The sequence below is a fragment of the Kocuria sp. BT304 genome (genome assembly GCF_003290245.1).
GTDB lineage: Bacteria > Actinomycetota > Actinomycetes > Actinomycetales > Micrococcaceae > Kocuria > Kocuria rhizophila_A.
On record NZ_CP030039.1, the window covers coordinates 2,342,298 to 2,359,938 of the forward strand.

Annotated in this window: 13 protein-coding genes and 2 tRNA genes; 7 read left to right on the plus strand and 8 right to left on the minus strand. The window is 70.7% G+C overall.

Annotated elements, in window-relative coordinates; translation table 11 throughout:
* Positions 1-88: 88 nt before the first annotated feature.
* Together DNL27_RS10285 and DNL27_RS10290 are read right to left on the minus strand one after the other, a co-directional pair.
* Positions 89-2,014: a S8 family serine peptidase gene (locus tag DNL27_RS10285; RefSeq protein WP_226905842.1), complete on the minus strand. Its 1,926-nt coding sequence runs from the start codon at positions 2,012-2,014 to the stop codon at positions 89-91.
* 248 nt (positions 2,015-2,262) lie between these two features.
* A tRNA-Ser gene (locus tag DNL27_RS10290) sits at positions 2,263-2,352 on the minus strand.
* A 276-nt stretch (positions 2,353-2,628) separates the two neighbouring features.
* Between DNL27_RS10290 and DNL27_RS10295 the strand changes: the two genes are divergently transcribed.
* Entirely contained in the window at positions 2,629-3,732 is a 1,104-nt protein-coding gene (locus tag DNL27_RS10295; RefSeq protein ID WP_041297409.1) for a glycosyltransferase, read from the plus strand.
* 27 nt (positions 3,733-3,759) lie between these two features.
* Entirely contained in the window at positions 3,760-5,262 is a 1,503-nt protein-coding gene (locus DNL27_RS10300) for a lipopolysaccharide biosynthesis protein (RefSeq protein ID WP_239494339.1), read from the plus strand.
* A gap of 26 nt (positions 5,263-5,288) precedes the next feature.
* On the opposite strand, the gene DNL27_RS10305 is transcribed toward DNL27_RS10300, so the two are convergent.
* Positions 5,289-6,425, minus strand: coding sequence for a glycosyltransferase (locus DNL27_RS10305; RefSeq protein WP_239494340.1), 1,137 nt, complete (start codon positions 6,423-6,425; stop codon positions 5,289-5,291).
* An 82-nt stretch (positions 6,426-6,507) separates the two neighbouring features.
* On the minus strand, positions 6,508-8,658 hold the full coding sequence (locus DNL27_RS10310) for a RecQ family ATP-dependent DNA helicase (protein ID WP_112235487.1): 2,151 nt from the start codon (positions 8,656-8,658) through the stop codon (positions 6,508-6,510).
* Between the two features lie 574 nt (positions 8,659-9,232).
* Here DNL27_RS10310 and DNL27_RS10315 point away from each other — a divergent pair.
* Complete coding sequence (locus tag DNL27_RS10315) at positions 9,233-9,625, plus strand: SRPBCC family protein (RefSeq protein ID WP_041297410.1); 393 nt, start codon at positions 9,233-9,235, stop codon at positions 9,623-9,625.
* A gap of 96 nt (positions 9,626-9,721) precedes the next feature.
* Here the strand turns inward: DNL27_RS10315 and DNL27_RS10320 are convergent.
* A tRNA-Lys gene (locus tag DNL27_RS10320) sits at positions 9,722-9,797 on the minus strand.
* Positions 9,798-10,027: 230 nt separating this feature from the next.
* Here DNL27_RS10320 and glsA point away from each other — a divergent pair.
* The 4 genes from glsA to DNL27_RS10340 all read left to right on the plus strand — a co-directional run bounded on the left by glsA (position 10,028) and on the right by DNL27_RS10340 (position 14,524).
* Positions 10,028-11,869, plus strand: coding sequence for a glutaminase A (glsA, locus tag DNL27_RS10325; RefSeq protein ID WP_112235488.1), 1,842 nt, complete (start codon positions 10,028-10,030; stop codon positions 11,867-11,869).
* Positions 11,870-11,922: 53 nt separating this feature from the next.
* On the plus strand, positions 11,923-12,543 hold the full coding sequence (locus tag DNL27_RS10330) for a hypothetical protein (protein ID WP_012398970.1): 621 nt from the start codon (positions 11,923-11,925) through the stop codon (positions 12,541-12,543).
* Between the two features lie 331 nt (positions 12,544-12,874).
* Entirely contained in the window at positions 12,875-13,492 is a 618-nt protein-coding gene (locus tag DNL27_RS10335; RefSeq protein WP_112235489.1) for a hypothetical protein, read from the plus strand.
* A 6-nt stretch (positions 13,493-13,498) separates the two neighbouring features.
* On the plus strand, positions 13,499-14,524 hold the full coding sequence (locus DNL27_RS10340) for an inorganic phosphate transporter (protein ID WP_112235490.1): 1,026 nt from the start codon (positions 13,499-13,501) through the stop codon (positions 14,522-14,524).
* 105 nt (positions 14,525-14,629) lie between these two features.
* On the opposite strand, the gene pstB is transcribed toward DNL27_RS10340, so the two are convergent.
* From pstB to pstC, 3 genes are read right to left on the minus strand one after another with little or no spacing between them, the layout of a single operon-like run.
* Positions 14,630-15,409, minus strand: coding sequence for a phosphate ABC transporter ATP-binding protein PstB (gene pstB, locus DNL27_RS10345; protein ID WP_012398973.1), 780 nt, complete (start codon positions 15,407-15,409; stop codon positions 14,630-14,632).
* Positions 15,410-15,440: 31 nt separating this feature from the next.
* Entirely contained in the window at positions 15,441-16,559 is a 1,119-nt protein-coding gene (gene pstA / locus DNL27_RS10350) for a phosphate ABC transporter permease PstA (protein ID WP_012398974.1), read from the minus strand.
* The gene (gene pstC / locus DNL27_RS10355; protein WP_012398975.1) at positions 16,559-17,506 is read right to left on the minus strand and encodes a phosphate ABC transporter permease subunit PstC; all 948 of its coding nucleotides are present in this window, start codon (positions 17,504-17,506) and stop codon (positions 16,559-16,561) included. Before pstC ends, pstA begins: the two co-directional genes overlap by 1 nt.
* Between the last annotated feature and the right edge of the window lie 135 nt (positions 17,507-17,641).

Sequence of the window (17,641 nt, forward strand, 5' to 3'; positions counted from 1 at the left end):
GGGCCGCGCCCCGGTCAGGAGCGCACCGGGCACGTCCGGTGCGGTGAGGAGCATCCGCCGAACGGGGCGCCGCCGTGTCGAGCGGTGCTCAGCGCACCGGGGTCCGGACCACCTTCCCCGTGGCGCGGGTCCAGGTGTAGCGCGTGAGGCTGCCCGTGCTCACGTGACGGAACTGCTGGTAGGCACCGTTGGCCGTGCGCACCTCGGGGGACGTGGGGTAGCCGGTCCCGGACTCGTGGCCGTCGCCGGCCCACTGCTTGCCGATCGCAGAGGACTCCACCACCGGCTGCGCACCGGTGGCGCTGCTCCAGATGAGCTTGGTGCTTCGGCCCGTGGCGGGGTGCACGAAGTTCTGGTAGGCGCCACCCGTGGCGGTCGGCAGCTCGTCCCTCGACGGCAGCCCGAGGGCGGCAGGCCCACCCAGCTGCGCGTACCGGGACCCGATGCCCTTCCACGTCTCCACGCGGTGCGCATCCGTGGCCGGGGACCAGTAGATCTTCGTGGTCCGCCCGTCCTTCACGAAGGTCTGGACCACCCCTCCCACACCCGTGCTCTGCTCCCAGGTGGTGGGAGCACCCATGGCACCCGCACCGCCGTGGGCGTTGTAGTAGGTGGCGATCGCACCGCGCACCGTGGGCTTGGCCCGAGGCACGGCGCGGGCCGCCGCGGCCGCGTCCACCTTGCGGTAGCCGCTCACGTTCGTCCCGGTGTTGCGCAGCGTGGTGCGGATCGCCTCGACACCCAGGCCCGGGTTGCGCTCCTTCATCAGCGCGATCGTCCCGGCCACGTGGGGCGCGGCCATGGACGTCCCGCTGAGGTCACCGTAGGAGGGCCTGCCGATCGAGTACGTGCCCGTGTTGACCGTGGACCAGATGGGCGAGGCGGCGTCCCCGCCGGGGGCCACTACGTCCAGCATGGGCCCCCAGTTGGAGTAGCCGGTGAGCTGGTTGCGGTAGCTGGTGGCGCCCACCACGATGGCGCCCGGGCAGTTGGCGGGCGAGGCCAGGTTCGCGCTCTTGGCGGCGTTGCCCGCGGCGACCACGAGCGGCACGTTGACCGCGTGCATCCGGTCGATGGCCCGCTGCATCACCGCCGGGCAGCTGCCCGCGTCCCACGCCTCGGAGAGGTTGACCACCGCGGCGGGATTCCGGTTCACCGGGACCCCGGGAACGGGGATCCCCGCGGACCACATCACACCGTCCGCGATGTCAGAGACGTAGCCGCGGCCGTCCGCCCCGAGCACGCGCGCGTGCTGGATCCTCGCGTCGGGGGCCACACCGGCAATTCCCATCCTGTTGTTCGTCTGCGCCGCCGCAATGCCCGCCACGTGCGATCCGTGCCACCAGGACGGCCGCCCCGGGCTCCAGTCCCCCTGGTCCTGGGGATTGGGGTCCCGCCCGTCACCGTCCCGGGAGTGGTAGGTGTCCGAGAGGAAGTCGTAGCCGGGAACCGCCTTCGCGTTGAGATCCGGGTGGTTGATCTGGCCGGTGTCCGCGATGCCGATCACGGTGCCCTGCCCGGTGGCCTGGCTCCAGGCCCCCGGCACCCCGATGTTGCGCGGGCCCCACTGGTAGTTCCAGTTCGTGTCGTTCGGGGGCCTGGCAGGAGTCGCCGCGAGCGCCCCCACCACGATCTGGTCGGGTTCCGCGGACTCCACGGCGGGGTCGGCCTCGATGGCGGCCACCACTTCCCGCTGCTCGGCGGGCGAGAGCATCTTCTCGCTCTCCACGACGGTCTCGCCGGTGCCCGTGGTCCGCACGACGTCCGGTGCCCTGAGCTGCGTGCTCCGCTGCGCGCCGTCGAGCACGGCGTCCATGCCGGCCGCCGAGACACGGTCCTTGAACGTCACGAGGATTCTGTCGGTTTCCGGCAGCACCCTGCCCTGGGCGTCCGCCCCGCGACCCAGGGACGCCACTCCGCCCTCGGTGGCCGGCTGCGACTGGGCCAGCTGCTCTGGCGACGCCGCTGCGTCCGGTGGCGCGGCCACAGCGGGTCCCGCGGCGGCCACCAGCACGACCGATAGTCCAGCGGTGATCCACGTCCGTGCCCGTGCTGCACCCATGCCAGCGTCTCCCGTTCCGGCACGGGCCCGGAGGACGCACACCGGGGTCGGCTGCGGGTGGGCGCCGTGCTGCTCCGGAGTGTATCCATGCAGACGGACGCACAGTGGATCCGAGCGTCACCGCGTGATTGTGACGTCATCTGCCCGGACACGAACGACGCCGCCCGGGTGAACCGGGCGGCGTCGTCGTTCATGCGGTGCGGAGACGGGGGGATTTGAACCCCCGGCCCGGGGTTAATCCGAGCCCTTCATTAGCAGTGAAGTCCATTCGGCCGCTCTGGCACGTCTCCGTGTGTTCTGCAGTGTCCAACCCTGATGGGACGGACTCAAAACAACACCTGTCAGCATATCGGGCCGGTGCGTGAACGGTCAAAGCCACGCCCCGGGCGCCAACGGGGCGTGTGGACCGATGATTCCCGCCCTGCCGGACAGGGCCCGGACATCGACGGTGAAAGAGCATTCTGGTGAAGGAGAGCGCGCCCGGGCCAGCGCGCCCCCACCGGAACGTGGTAGTCATGGTTGCGCAGTGCCGTTCACCTGCTTCCAGCCCGAAAGGACACCGCCCCGTGCGTTCCCTCGTCGTCACCGCCTGGTTCCCCGATACGCAAACCCCCAGCAGGACCCCGTTCGTACTGGAGCACTGCCGGTCCCTCCAGGAAGCAGGGCACGACGTCGCGGTGGTGCATGTGGTCATCGGACGCCTCAGCGGGCCCACCACACAGGAGGTGTACGAGGGCGTCCCCGTGACCAGGGTGCCCCTTAACGTCGTGGATCCTCGCAGCTACGCCGAGGTCGCGGCGACCATTGCGGCTGGTCTCCGGCGTGCGGACGTGCTGCACACCATGGCGTTCTCCGCCGTGCTCTTCGCCGCGGCACCGTGGCTCCTGCGTCGCAAGCCGTGGGTGCACACCGAGCACTGGAACGGTGTGGTCAATCCGGCCAGCGTGGGGCCCTGGTGGCAGCGCCTGGCATGGCTGCGGCACGCACTGAAACTGCCCCACGCCGTGACCGGGGTGACGGACGAGCTGTGCCGGGAAATGGCTCGGTTCTCACGGCCGGGTGCCACCCATGTGATTCCCTGCGTCGTGGAGAATCCTCATCCCGCCGCCCCGTTCCCGGCTGCTCCACCTCTGCGACTCGTGGGCGTGGGGGCACTGATCGAGCGCAAGCAACCCGTCCTGGCGCTGGAAACCATTGCAGAGCTGGTGCGGCGGGGAGTGGACGTGCACTACACGCTGATCGGCAACGGTCCTCTCATGGAGACACTGCAGGTCATGGCCCGCACTCTGGGCATCGCGGACCGCGTGGAGCTCACGGGGCCGATTTCCCCGACAGAGATCGCCGAACGCCTCGCTGCCGCCCACGTGTTCTTCCTGCCCAGCTCGCAGGAGAACTTCTTCACGGCAGTCGCGGAGGCCATCGCGGCAGGACGCCCTGCTGCCGTCCCCCTGAGTGGGGGGTTTGACGACTACTGCACGGCCGCCAACTCGGTCCTCACGGACACCTGGGACGTCCCGGCCCTTGCCGACGCCGTGCAGCTCGCCTGGGACCGGTTCCACGACGCCGACCCGGCAGCTATCGCGAGCACCGTGCGATCGCGGTTCTCCCGCGCCGAGGTGGGCGCCCAGTTCTCACGGCTCTACCGGAGCGTGGCCCACCGGATCCGCTGACCGCCCCCAGTCGATACACTCCATCGCGTGACCTCTTCCCCCGCTCCCAGCTCTCCCGTGCGCAGATGGCGGGGCATTCTCTTCCCGCCGCCCAACCACGAGAACAGGGACAACCCGATCGGGTCCTCGTTCGCGCTGACGGTGGTGGCGGTCTTCGTACAGGGGCTGTCCCGCTTCGGCTACAGCCTGCTGATCGGCAACATCCTGGGCAGTGAGGTCCTCGGCCAGGTCAATCTGGCGATCTCCCTGGCCCTGTTCCTCGTCCTGCTGTGGCCACAGGCCTCGGGAAACGCCGCGTCCAAATTCATCGCCATGGCGCGCGGTCAGCAGCACCGGGACGAGCAGCTCTCCGTGGCGGTGTACACCTCCCGCTCTGCGGCCCTGGCCACCGTGATCCTGTCCGTGGGCGCAGTGGTGGCCGCAACCGCCTTCCTGCACCTGCCGGTGAGCTACGCGCTCTCAGCCGGTCTGCTGGTGGTGGCGCTGTCCGCGTACAACTTCGTGCGCGGGGTCCGGACCGGCAACAACCAGTTCGTGACCACCGCAGTGTGGGACTGCATCAGTTCCGGCGTCACCCTGACCCTGCTGCTCATCGTGATCCTGGGCGGTTTCACCCCGCTGCTGCTCCTGCCGTTGAGCGTGGGCTATCTGCTGTACGCGGTTCCCGGCTGGCCACGCGCCTCCGGCGGGCCGCTGCCCGCAGGACTCAAGCGGGAGATCAATGCCTTCACGGCATGGGCGGCCGTCAACATTCTCACCGCGTCCGGTCTGCTCCAACTGTCCATGATGCTCGGCAAGCACTATGACACACCTGAGGCCGTGGGGCAGTACTCTGCCGCGGTCAGCATTGCCACGCCGGCAAGCATGCTGTCCTCCTCCATGCTCGTGGCGCTGGCTCCCGCGGTGGCTCGCATGTTCACAGCAGGGGACCACGAGGGCATGCGACGTCAGCTCGACTCGGTCCTCCGGATCATGGTCCTGGTGTTCCTTCCCGTGTTCGGCATCGGCATTCTCTGGGCGCAGCCCATCATCCACCTCCTCTACAACGCCCGCGCGGAGGAGTTCACGCAGGCCGCCCCTCTCCTGGTCGTCCTGTTCTTCGCGGTGTCCGCCACGAGCTTCAACGCCTCCAACTCCCGGCTCAACGGGGGTGAGAACTGGGGTGTCCGCGCGCTGGCGGCATGCAACGCCGTGGGTCTTCTCCTGGGTGTTGGCACGATCGTGTGGTGGGGTTCCCGGTTGGGGATCATGGCTGCGGCCCTGGGATATCTCGTGGGGTGCCTCGTCAGCTCCCTGGGACCGCTGGTGATCGTGTGGATCCACGACCGCATGGCCTGGCGCGGGCTCATGCTCCGCGTGGTGGCGGGCTACACGGTGGTGCTGGCCTGCCTCTGGTGGATCACGACCACACCCGGAATTGTTGCCACGATCCTGGCAACCGTGGCCTTCCTGATCGTGTGGTGCCTCATCTCGTGGCGAGACCTCGCACCCCGCGTGGGCGAGCTGCGACGCCGGCTGAACCGCAGCTGACCCCGACCGGGATCCCGCGGCGGGGATCAGCCCCTGCGTCGCGGTGCTCGCAGGCCGAGCTTGTAGCGGATCGTCTGCACCCCACTCGCCCCTATCACTCGCAGGGGACTCTGCCGGTCGAGGAGCCAGCGCGGATCTGTCGTGAGCAGCGCGCCCGGTGTCGCGAAACGACGTCGCGCCGCAAGAGCGGCCTCCACCTCAGCCCCCGCCACGGGCCGTTGCAGAAGATCGAGGACACGGCGGTCCGTGCGTGACAACCGGTCCGCCACGTGCGGCGCGTGCGCCAGTAGTTCTCCGGTCACGGCCCGAGCCTCTGCAGCATGCTCCGTGTCCCACACTCCACCCGCCGCCAGGCCGTGCACGGCTGGGAAGAAGTTCACTCGGATGTACTTGAGGATGTGCGACGCTCTCAGCTCGCCCGAGGTTTTGGCGAACCAGGCGTGGGCCGTCAGATCCACGGCCGCTGCGACCTCTTCCCGCAGGGGGAGGAGTTGCTGCGACACCCGAACGTCCGCGTCGCCGTGGATCAGGTAGCCCGGGAGGCCGGGCGCGTAGTCAATGCGTGAACACCCTGTGTAGAGGGCCATGACGAACGACTGGTCCTCGCCCGTACGCACTGCCTCGTCGAAAGTGGCTCCGCTCCTGTGAACAGCGGCCATCCGCACGAGCCCGAAAGCGGTACTGCGGTACCCCAGCCTGTCCTTCACCGGGTCCAGCCGGGCGGAGCGGAAGGGCCGGGTGATGGGTGTGATGTCCACCCGCCCGGGGTCGTGGTGCTGGAACGGGATCACCAGATCGCTGCCCCGGCGTTCGCCGATGCCCAGCCATCGCGTGACAGAACCGGGATCCAGGGTGTCATCGCTGTCCAGGAAGGCGATGTAGCGGGCGGTGCACCGCCGCAGCGCCTCGTTGCGGGGCACGGCCGCCGTGGTGCCCCGGTCCTCGCACTCGATTACCGAGACCGCTGCGCGCTGGTCCTCGGTCAGCATCCCGCGGGCCTGCTCCACGGACAGGTGGTGCGCCACGACCGTCACACGGCACTGACCCGGCCCGGCGCCCGGGCCCGCGAGCAACGCTGACGCCACCGCCCTCGACAGGGGGCGTGCAAGGGAGTGCACGGGGATGACGATCTCCACGAGCGGTGCATCGACGGGGTTGACCATGCCGTCAGGATAGGCCAGGGAGACGGGCACGACCTGAGTGACGGGCCGGGCGGGCACGTCCGATGTCCCTCCACCGCCCCGCTCAGCCCTGCGCGGCCAGCGCGAAGGGCAGCACCACCTCGGCACCGGCCTGCCGCAGCTCCCGCGCCGCCACGGTGAGGCTCCACCGGCTGTCCACGAGATCGTCCACCAGCAGCACCACGGCACGCGGGGAGCTCGCCAGTGTCTGCGTGAGCTCCGCCGGGACCATGAAGCGGTCCCACACCTCCGCGAGCCGGTACGCGCTGTTGCCGCCGTGCGATCCCCGGGGGACTTCCGGGTTCAGGTCCAGTGCACCCCAGAACGGAAGGTGCCCCGCCGAGGCGATGCCGCGGGCCAGGGTGTCCACCAGCCGGGGCCGTGAGAGCGAGGGCATGGCCACCACCGCGGTGGGGCGCTGCTGCCAGTCCCACTGGGCCAGGACGGTCAGGGCCGCCCGCCCCAGGTCCGCGGTGACTTCCGTGTCCACCGGCCGGCCCTCCGCATCCGCGTGGAACACCTCCCGGAGCCGACCGCCCCACCCGAGATCGGTCAGACGGGCAACGGCCCGGCCGCGTTCCGCTCGCTCGGTCTCGGGGATCTTGCCCTTGACCGGGATCCCGAGCCGGTCCATGCCCGTGGGCCACTGCGCGCGGGGCTCCACGGGCACCCCCGCGCGGTGCAGGGCGGCATCCGCGGCGTCCGAGGCCGCGGACGCGACACCCGTGGGGTACCACGGCCCCGCGCACACGTCGCAGCGGCCGCAGGGCTCCCCCGTGGGGTCGTCGAGCCGGCGGGTCAGGAACTGCATGCGGCACTCGTCCGTGACCTGGTAGTCCAGCATCGCCTGCTGCTCGTCCGCCCGCGCCCTGGCCACCCGCTCGTACCGGGCGGCGTCGTAGTGCCAGGGCCGGCCGGTGGCCTGCCAGCCACCACCCACCCGTTCCACGGCACCGTCCACCGCGAGAACCTTCAGCAGCAGCTCCAGCGGGGAGCGCTTGATGTTGACCCGGGGCTCCAGTGCCGCCACGGAGAGGGGGCCGCCCTGTTCGGCGAGCGCGGTGAGCACCGCAGTGGCCTTGGCCTCCGTGGGCATGGAGGCGGTGGCGAAGTACTCCCAGATCTCGCGGTCCTCCGCCCCGGGCAGGAGCAGGACGTCCGCACTGTCCGTGGCACGCCCCGCACGCCCCACCTGCTGGTAGTACGCCACGGGCGAGGAGGGCGCGCCGAGGTGCACCACGAAGCCGAGGTCCGGCTTGTCGAAACCCATCCCGAGCGCGGACGTGGCCACGAGCGCCTTGACCTGGTTGTCCTTCAGGGCCGTCTCGAGCTCCTCGCGCTCGGCGGCGTCGGTGCGGCCGGTGTAGGACGCCACCCGGTGCCCCGCGTCCGTGAGCGCCCGTGCGGTGTCCTCGGCGGCGCCGATGGTCAGCGCGTAGATGATCCCGCTGCCGGGCAGCTGCTCCAGGTGCTCCAGCAGCCACGCGAGCCGGGCCGCGGTGGAGGGCAGGCGCAGCACGCCCAGCCGCAGGGACGCCCGGGAGAGCGGGCCCCGGAGCATGAAGACCTCCCCGGAGTATCCCGAGCCGACACCGAGCTGCTCGCGGACGTCCTCGATGACGCGCTCGTTCGCGGTGGCGGTGGTGGCCAGCACGGCCACGGACTCCGGAAGCCGCCCGAGCATGTCCTTGATCCGGCGGTAGTCCGGCCGGAAGTCGTGGCCCCAGTCCGAGATGCAGTGCGCCTCGTCCACCACCAGCAGACCCAGCCGCTGCACGAGCTGGGGCAGCTGCTCGTCCCGGAACCGGGGGTTGTTGAGCCGCTCGGGCGAGACCAGCAGCACGTCGATCTCACCGCGGTCCAGGGCCTGGGAGATCTCCGCCCACTCGGTGGGGTTCGCGGACGAGATGGCCGCGGCGCGCACCCCCGCACGCCGGGCCGCCGAGACCTGGTCCCGCATCAGCGCGAGCAGCGGGGAGATGATCAGGGTGGGGCCGTATCCCTGGGCGCGCATGAGCAGCGCGGAGAGGAAGTAGACGGCGGACTTGCCCCACCCGGTGCGCTGGACCACGAGGGCCCTGCGGTGGTCCTGCACGAGCGCCGAGACGGCCTCGAACTGGCCCGGGTGGAAGTCCGCCGCGGGATTGCCCGTGAGCGCCCGCAGATGCTCCAGGGCGCGGGAGCGGAGGTCGGTGGACGGCGCGGTCTCGGTCATGTCCGGAAGTCTGGCAAACGGCTCGGACACGCATAAGCGGTCGGGCGAGAGCGGGAAGTCGTTAACGTGATGCGCCCGCTGCGCCCGGGTCCGTTCCCCCGAAGGGACCCTCTCGGCACAGCGGACGCACACGCCGGTGACCGGCGCGGATCAGATCCGCTCGGAGTCCGTGCCCCCCGGCACCGACTCCGTTTCCACGCCGCACGGTCGAGGTGTCCACAGGCACGCCCCCCGGCGTGCTGGTCGCCCACCTCGGCGCGGGTGCGAGCGGCCCGTGTTCCCCCCGGTCATGACCGCGCCGCACCTCGTTGCCGTGCTGCGATGTGTTCATGCTGACACGGCCTCACCCCGATTTCCACCGGTGTGGACACGCGTCCGCAACGATCTCCGTTGTGTGGACAAGCCATGCTGTTCGCATGTTTCCCCAGGTCAGGGCCGGGTTTTCCGCATCCGCGCGCGGACCCGCGGCGCGGGGCACGGCGGGTTCGTAGCGCAAAGTGGGGACAGCGGCGTCGTCCTGCGGTGCGGGGGTCTCGCGGGTGCCGCAGGTCGGGCGCACACTGGTGGGGTGGACATGACCGTGACGCGCACCGGCCCGGCCCGCCCCGCGGACGTCTGGGCGCACTACGAGCAGCTCGACCTGTGGAGCACGTGGGCACCCCACCTCACGCGTGTCCGCTCCGACGTCCGGACGCTGCGGCCCGGCGCGGAGGGCACGGTGACGGCGGTGGGCCTGATTCCCGTGCCGTTCTGGGTGCTCACGGTGCAGCCCTCGCTGTGGCGCTGGTCCTGGCGGGTGCGCCTGGGTCCCGTGGCCCTCCTGCTGGAGCACGACGTCGCTCCGGCCGCGGGCGGCGGCTGCCGCGCGGGCATCACGGTGCACGGCCCGGCACCCGTGCTGCTGGCCTACCGCCCCCTCATGTCCTGGGCGCTGCGGCGGCTCGTGCGGGTGACCACCCCCGGGTGACAGCCGCCCGCCGGCCCGGCACCCCGTGCCGGGCGCTGCCGAACGGGGCTCGGACACACGAACGTCCCGCATCGGAGGGAACCGGGGCGGGACGAGTGGTGCGCCCTGTGGGGCTCGAACCCACGACCCATGGATTAAAAGTCCACTGCTCTACCAACTGAGCTAAAGGCGCGTGCTCGCGCGGCATTCCGCGAACGAGCACGGCCACTCTACCGCAGGGCACGGGGATCGCCATGCCGCCCCCGCGCCGCACGGAGAGCCCCCCGCCCCCGGAGCCGTGCCCGGGCGGCGTCGGCGCCGAGGGAGCCCGGGGATGTGGGAACCTGGAGGTCGAGAATCCCCGCCGCCCACGGCCGCTGCCCGTGCCGCACCGCGGGGCCCCGCGATCCCCGAGGAACACCGATGAGCACCGTCCCCATGTCCAAGCTGGGCCCCTCCCCCGTGACCGAGTACCTGCGACGCGTGGTCGAGGACCTGCGCTCGGTGGAGGGCGGAGCGGTGAACACCTCCATCCCGGAGCTCGCGAACGCGGACCCGGCCACGGTCGGCATCGCCGTGGCCACCGTGGACGGCGCCCTCTACCAGGCGGGGGACACCAGGCACGAGTTCTGCCTCCAGTCCATCTCCAAGGCGTTCACGTACGCCCAGGCGCTCACGGACCGCGGTGCTGACGGGGTGTTCGAGAAGATCGACGTGGAGCCAAGCGGGGACGCGTTCAACGAGATCTCGCTGCAGCCCGAGACGGGGCGCCCGTCCAATCCCATGATCAACGCCGGCGCGATCGCCGCAACGTCCCTGGTGCGCAACACGTCCCACGGCACCCGCATGGAACGGATCCTGCGGCTCTACTCCGCATGCGCCGGGCGCCGGCTGCGGATCAACAAGAACGTGCAGGCCCAGGAGCGGCGGGCCGGGGACCGCAACCGCGCCCTCGGGTGGCTGCTGACCTCCCGTGGGATCATCGACGGGGACCCCACGGGCGCCCTGGACGACTACTTCGGCCAGTGCGCGGTGATGCTCAACTGCGTGGACCTCGCACGCATGGGTGCCACCCTGGCGGCCGGCGGGCGCAACCCCGTCACGGGTGAGCGGGTGCTGGAGCCCGAGGTGGTCTCCGATGTGCTGTCCGTGATGAGCACGTGCGGCATGTACGACGACGCCGGGCGATGGGCGCTGCGCGTGGGCCTGCCCGCCAAATCCGGGGTCAGCGGCGGCGTGATCGCGGTGCTCCCGGGTCAGCTCGCGGTGGCGGTGTTCTCCCCGCCCCTGGACCGGCACGGGAACTCGGTGCGCGGCGTGGCCGCGTGCGAGCGCCTGACCCAGGACCTGGACCTGCACTTCGCACGCACCGAGCGCAACGGCCACTCCACGGTGCGCTCCGAGTACACCCTCGCCGAGGCCCCCTCTCTGGTGCGCCGCAACGAGGCCGCCAGCGAGGTCCTGGAGCAGCACGGTGAGGACGCCCGGATCATCGAGCTGCAGGGGGACCTGCGGTTCGCGGGGGCGGAGACCGCCGTGCGCACGGTCCGCGACGCCGCCCGGCGCTCCCGGTACGTGCTCGTGGACATCCGGCAGGTCGACGACATGGCGCGGTTCGTGATCCCCATGCTCTCCCGCACCGCGGAACAGGTGGAGAGCACCGGGCACCACATGGTGCTGATCGCGGAGAAGAGCGGCGAGCACACGCGCGGGCTGGAGCACCCCATGACCGTGTTCGCCACGCGCGCCGAGGCCCTCACGTGGGCCGAGGAGCGGATCCTGGAGCAGTTCGGGGACGCCACCTGCACACCGGACAACGTGCACTCCACCCGCTCCGAGCTGCTGAGCACCCTGGCCGAGGAGGATGTCCGCCGCATCCGCGCCCACACGGAGTCCGTGGAGTGGGACGCCGGGGCCACCCTGCTGCGCACCGGGCAGAAGTTCAGCGGCGTGTACATGGTCACCTCCGGCAGCGTGGAGGTCTCCCGCCGCTCCCCCCAGGGCGACCGCGTGGAGCTCGAGGTGATCGGGCCCGGCATGAGCTTCGGGGAGATCGCCCTGGGTACCGAGCTGCGCTACCTCGTGACCTTCACTGCCCTCACCCCCGTGACCGCGCACCGGTTGTCGCCGGAGGCCATCGCGCGGATCGAGGAGGAGGACCCCGCACTCGCGCTGCGCTGGTGGCGCGCGGTCAGCCAGCAGGCCATGCTGCGTATCGAGGAGCGCTGGCGCCAGCAGGCCGGTGAGACGCACACGGCGGACTGATCCGGGCGGCACCGGCTCGGGGACGCGTCCGGGCCGGGCGTACACTCGGGCGCATGTCCGATCGCCGTACCCACCACTCACCCGTGAAGTTCTCCCCCGGTAAGTTCGACGCCCACGAGGGCGGCACGGACCCTGCCCGCGTGTCCGAGGCCGCGCACCTGGCCGCCCAGGCGCTCGTCTCCCGGGGCCGGTCCTCGCGCGATCCGCAGGTCCGGGAGCGGCTCGTGCGGCTCACGGACGAGCAGGGCCTCGAAGGGCTCGCGGAGATGTGGGCGCAGGCCCCGGCCGTGTCCCTGCCCGGGGCCCTGTGGCGGCTCTACGCGCTGCGAGCCGCGGCACGCACGGACCCCCACCGGATGAGCCGGTGGTTCGCGGCCGGGCGCCACGCGGCCCAGGTGCCGCACGTGGTCGCGGGCGTGGCGGACCCGCCGGGCGCGGAGGAGATCTGCGACGTCGCGGACGCCATCCTCTCGGGAGCCTTCACCGGCGAGTTCGACGTCGCCCTGGAGCGTTTCGCGGCCTTCTGCCGGGTGGTGGCCACGGGCCAGGAGCACACCCTGGACGTCCCCGGGCTGAGCGTCGCCCACCCCTGGGAGCGGATCCCCCGCCTGCTGCGCACCGCCGAGGACCTCGACGCCGCCGCGCGGGCCTGGCGCCTCGGCCACCTGGAGTGACGCCGCGCCCCGGCGGTCTTCTCCTCCCGGAACGCGCCGGGGGTGTGCAGTCGGCCGGGGTCTGGAGCGCGCCGGGGTCTGGGGGGCGCCGAGGTTTGGCAGAGCGCCAGGGTTTGGAGCGCACCGGGGGCCCGGCGGTAGACTGGGAGCAGGTGTCGGGCCGTGGCAGCCCCGGGCTCCATCATTTAGCCGCTACGAGCGGCCTTCCGCCGAGAGGCGCTCCCGGTCCGGCACCGCCTACCTCCTCCCCCGTGGCGCAACGGGTCCGTTCATGTTGGTTGGGTAGCATGTCGCCGACACTTCACGGCGCGTCAACCCAGAGGACGGATGGATGGCCTTTCGGATCTTCCCCGCGGACGAGCGCGTCACCGACCTGCTGGTCCAGATGAGCCAGTGCGTGATCACCGCCGTGGAGCAGCTCTCGGAGCACATCGGGCAGGCGGACAAGGTGTGGGAGCGGCCCATCACGGGTCTGCTGGACACCGAGGACCGCTGCACCAACCTCTACTTCTCGCTCATGACCACCACGCGCTCCTCGTACGTGGTGCCCATCCCCCGCCAGGACCTCTACGTCCTGGGCCGCTGGCTGCTGCGCGCCGTGCAGTGCCTCGTGGCCTGCGCGGAGCTGCACCGCCAGTACAGGGTGGAGCGGCCCAGCTCCCACGCCACCGAGCAGCTGGCCGTGATCCAGCACATGTCCCACATGACCCGCAAGGCCATGGGGCGGCTGAGCAGCTTCGACGAGCTGGACGACTACTGGTTCGAGATGATGCGCCTCACCCGGCAGGCCGAGCGCACCCAGCGGGTCTACCGCGCGAGCCTCATGGACGAGTTCAAGCCCGCCCAGGCGATCCGCCGCATGGACACCGCCCAGCAGCTCTTCGACGCCGCCCAGGCCCTGGGCCAGGTCTCCAGCGAGGTGGGCCGCATCCTCGTCACGGAGTACTGACCCGCCATGACCGACGTGCTGGCCTTCGCGGGCGTGGTCCTCACGCTGATCTTCACCGTGGTCAACGGCTTCCACGACGCCTCCAACGCGGTGGCCCTGCCCGTGCGCTTCAACGCGCTCACACCGCGCGTGGCCCTGTGGCTGGGCGCGGTGTTCAACATGCTGGGTGCGCTGCTGGTGGGCCTCGTGCTGAACCGCATGATCACGTTCGAGATCCCCGTGCCCCTCGGCCTCGTGGGTGCGGTGGCGCTGATCTGCGCGCTTGTCACGGCCATCGGCTGGGACCTGATCACGTGGTGGTGGCGGATGCCGGCGTCCTCCACCGCGGCCATCGGCGGCGCCGTGGTAGGGGCCCTGCTCGGCGCCCGCGCGGTGGACCTGCACGGCTACGAGCTCGCCCTGGGGCCCTACTTCTCCTGGAACGTGCTGGTCCCCATGCTCGTGTCCCCACTGATCGCGTTCGCCCTCGCGTTCGTGCTGGTGATCCCCCTGGTCCACATGGTCCAGCACCAGACCCCCGGCCGGGTGAACTTCCGCGCCGGGGTGGTGCAGGCCACGGGCGCGGCGGCCATCCACTTCGGCCACGGCATCCAGCACGCCCGGCGCGCCCTGTGGATCCTGGTGGTGCTGCTCCTGATCGCCGGCTCCGGGATCTCCCGCCAGAGCATCCCCCTGTGGCTCAGCGCGCTGGTGGGCCTGTGCCTCGCGGTCGGCACCCTCATGGGCGGCTGGCGGATCTCCTACACGCTCTCCTCCCGGGTGGTCTCCCTCGATCCGCTGCGCGGGGCGATCGCCCAGACCGTCTCGGGCGCGCTGCTGTTCGTGGGGGCGTTCCTCTCCCCCATCCCGCTGTCCAGCTCGCAGACCAGCACGGCCGCGATCCTGGGCGCAGGCTCGGCGCAGAAGTTCCGCACCGTCTACCACGCCACCTTGGTGCGCGTGGTGGCCACGTGGCTCTTCACCGTGCCGGTGTGCGGGCTGGTGTCCGCGGTGCTGTTCCTGGCCGTCTCCCCGCTGCTGCCCGCGCCCTGACCCGCTCCCGGACCACGGTCCCCGGAGTCTCCGCGGAGCACGCCCGAACACAGAGCGGCCCGGCCCCCGCGTGGCGGGAACCGGGCCGGAGCGAGTGCCGCGGGATCAGCCGAAGCGGCCCGAGACGTAGTCCTCGGTCTCCTTCTTCCGCGGGGTGTTGAAGATCTCCGAGGTGGGCGCGTACTCGATGAGCCGGCCGGGCTTGCCGGTGCCCTCGATGTTGAAGAACGCCGTCTTGTCCGAGACACGCGACGCCTGCTGCATGTTGTGCGTGACGATGACCACCGTGTAGTCGGTCTTGATCTCGTTGATGAGGTCCTCGATGGCCAGGGTGGAGATGGGGTCCAGGGCGGAGCAGGGCTCGTCCATGAGGATCACGTCCGGCTTCACGGCGATCGCGCGCGCAATGCACAGGCGCTGCTGCTGACCACCGGAGAGCCCGGAACCGGGCTTGCCCAGGCGGTCCTTGACCTCGTTCCAGAGGTTGGCGCCGCGCAGGGAGCTCTCCACGAGCTCATCGGCCTCGCTGCTCGAGATCCGCTTGTTGTTCAGCTTGACCCCGGCGAGCACGTTGTCCCGGATGGACATGGTGGGGAACGGGTTGGGCCGCTGGAAGACCATGCCCACCATGGACCGGACGGTCACCGGGTCCACGCCCTTGCCGTAGAGGTCGTCCCCGTCCAGCAGCACCTTGCCCTCGGCGTAGGCCCCGGGGATGACCTCGTGCATGCGGTTGAGCGTCCGCAGGAACGTCGACTTGCCGCAGCCGGACGGCCCGATGAAGGCCGTCACGGAGCGGGGCTCGATGTTCATGCTGACGTCCTGGACCGCCAGGAAGTCCCCGTAGTAGACGTTGAGGTGGTCGACGTCGATGCGCTTCGACATGGTTGCTTGTCCTTCGGTCGAGTGGGGCCGGTCAGCGGCCGGCGGTCTTGGGAGCGAACGCACGGGCGACCAGGCGCGCCCCGAGGTTCAGGAGCATCACGATGATGATCAGGATCAGCGCCGCCGCCCAGGCCCGCTGCAGGGAGGGATCCGGGTTCGTGGGCGAGGTGGGGTTCATGATCTGGTAGTAGATGAACGTGGGCAGCGTGGTCATCCACCCTGAGAACGAGTTCCAGTTGATGGCCGAGGCGAAGCCGGCCGTGACCAGCAGGGGCGCTGTCTCCCCGATCACGCGCGCGATCGCCAGGGTCACGCCCGAGGCGATGCCGGAGATGGACGTGGGGATCACCACCTTGAGGATGGTCCGCCACTTGCGCACGCCCAGGGCGTAGGAGGCCTCGCGCAGCTCGTTGGGCACGATCCGCAGCATCTCCTCGGTGTTCTTGACCACCGTGGGGATCATCAGCACGGTCAGCGCCACGGCCGCCACGAACCCGGTGCGGGTGGAGGGACCGAAGATCATCCCGAAGAGGGCGGCCGCGAACAGGCCCGCCACGATGGACGGGATGCCCGTCATCACGTCCACGAAGAACGTGATCGCCTTGCCGAGCCATCCCCCGCGGGAGTACTCGACCAGGTAGATCGCGGTCAGCAGCCCCACGGGAACGGACATCAGCGTGGCCCAGAAGGTGATGGACACCGTGCCCACGACGGCGTGGTACGCGCCGCCCATCACCTGGCCCGACGAGTGGGCGTTGTTGTCCTGCAGGCCGGTGACCCCGTTCATGGAGGTGAGCAGGAAGTCGGACGTGAGCCCGGGGACCCCGTTGACCAGCACGGTCCAGATCACGGAGACCAGCGGGATGACCGCCAGCACGAACGCTGAGTAGACCAGGAAGGTCATCAGCGAGTCGGACCCGGCACGGCGGCCCTCGATCAGGCCCACGGCCAGGGGGCCGACGACCAGGAAGATCACGGCGGCGAACAGCGCCCACAGGGCGATGCTGAACCCGAGCAGCGCCGCGATCGCGGCACCCGCCACCACGGCCCCCAGGCCGATGACGGGGATCAGCCACTTGGGGCGCTGACCGCGGGTGAGCTTGGACTGGCGGACGGGTGAGACGCCCGGGGTGTGGGTGGACGTGGACATCAGTTGGCCCCCGAGAATTCCTTGTAGCGAGCGATGATGGCGCGAGCGATCATGTTGACCACCAGGGTGATGAGGAACAGCACGAGGCCCGCCGCGATCAGCTCGGACAGCCGCAGCTGGTAGGCCTCGGGGAAGTTCAGTGCGATCTCCGCCGCGATGGTCTGGTTACCGGACTTGATGAGGGACGGGATCATGGGCCCGGAGGAGAGCACGAGCGCCACGGCCATGGTCTCGCCGAGCGCACGGCCCAGGGCGAGCATGACCGAGGAGATGATGCCGGGACGCGCGAACGGCAGCACCGACATGCGGATCATCTCCCACCGGGTGGCACCCAGGGCGAGCGCCGCCTCCTCGTGGAGCTTGGGCGTCTGGGTGAAGATCTCCCGGGACATGGACGTGATGATCGGCAGGATCATGATGGCCAGCACCACCCCCGCGGTGAGCATGGTCTTGCCGGTCTGGGAGGCGGGGCCCCCGAAGAAGGGAATGAACCCGAGGTGCTCGCTGAGCCACGTGTACAGCGGCACGAGCGCGGGCGCGAGCACCGTGGCACCCCACGCGCCGAAGATCACGGAGGGGATCGCGGCCAGGAGGTCGATCACGTACCCCACGGGCCGGGAGACCCTGGCCGGGGCGTAGTGGGAGATGTAGAGGGCCACCAGGATCCCCACGGGCGTGGCGATGACCAGGGCGATCACCGAGGCGATCAGCGTGCCCACGATGAGCGGCCAGATGTAGGCGAGGAACCCCTCGCCCCCGGTGATCTTCGCCGGGTCCGCGGTGAACGTGGGCAGCGCCTGCAGGAACAGGAAGAGGGCCACGGCCGCGAGGACCACGAAGATGAGGATGCCGGCGGCCAGGCTGAGCCCGGAGAAGACGGAGTCACCGGCACGACCGGCGGCCGAGGACGTCGACTCCGGTTTCCGTGTGCTGACGGTGGTGGACATGAACCAGTCCCTTCGATCAGGTGTGGGGCGAGCTGGGCTGTGGCCACTGCCCAGCGTAGGACGTGGCGGGCGCCCACGGGTGGGCGCGTGACTGCGGCGTCGGCACGCTGAACGCGCCGACGCCGCAGTCACCGC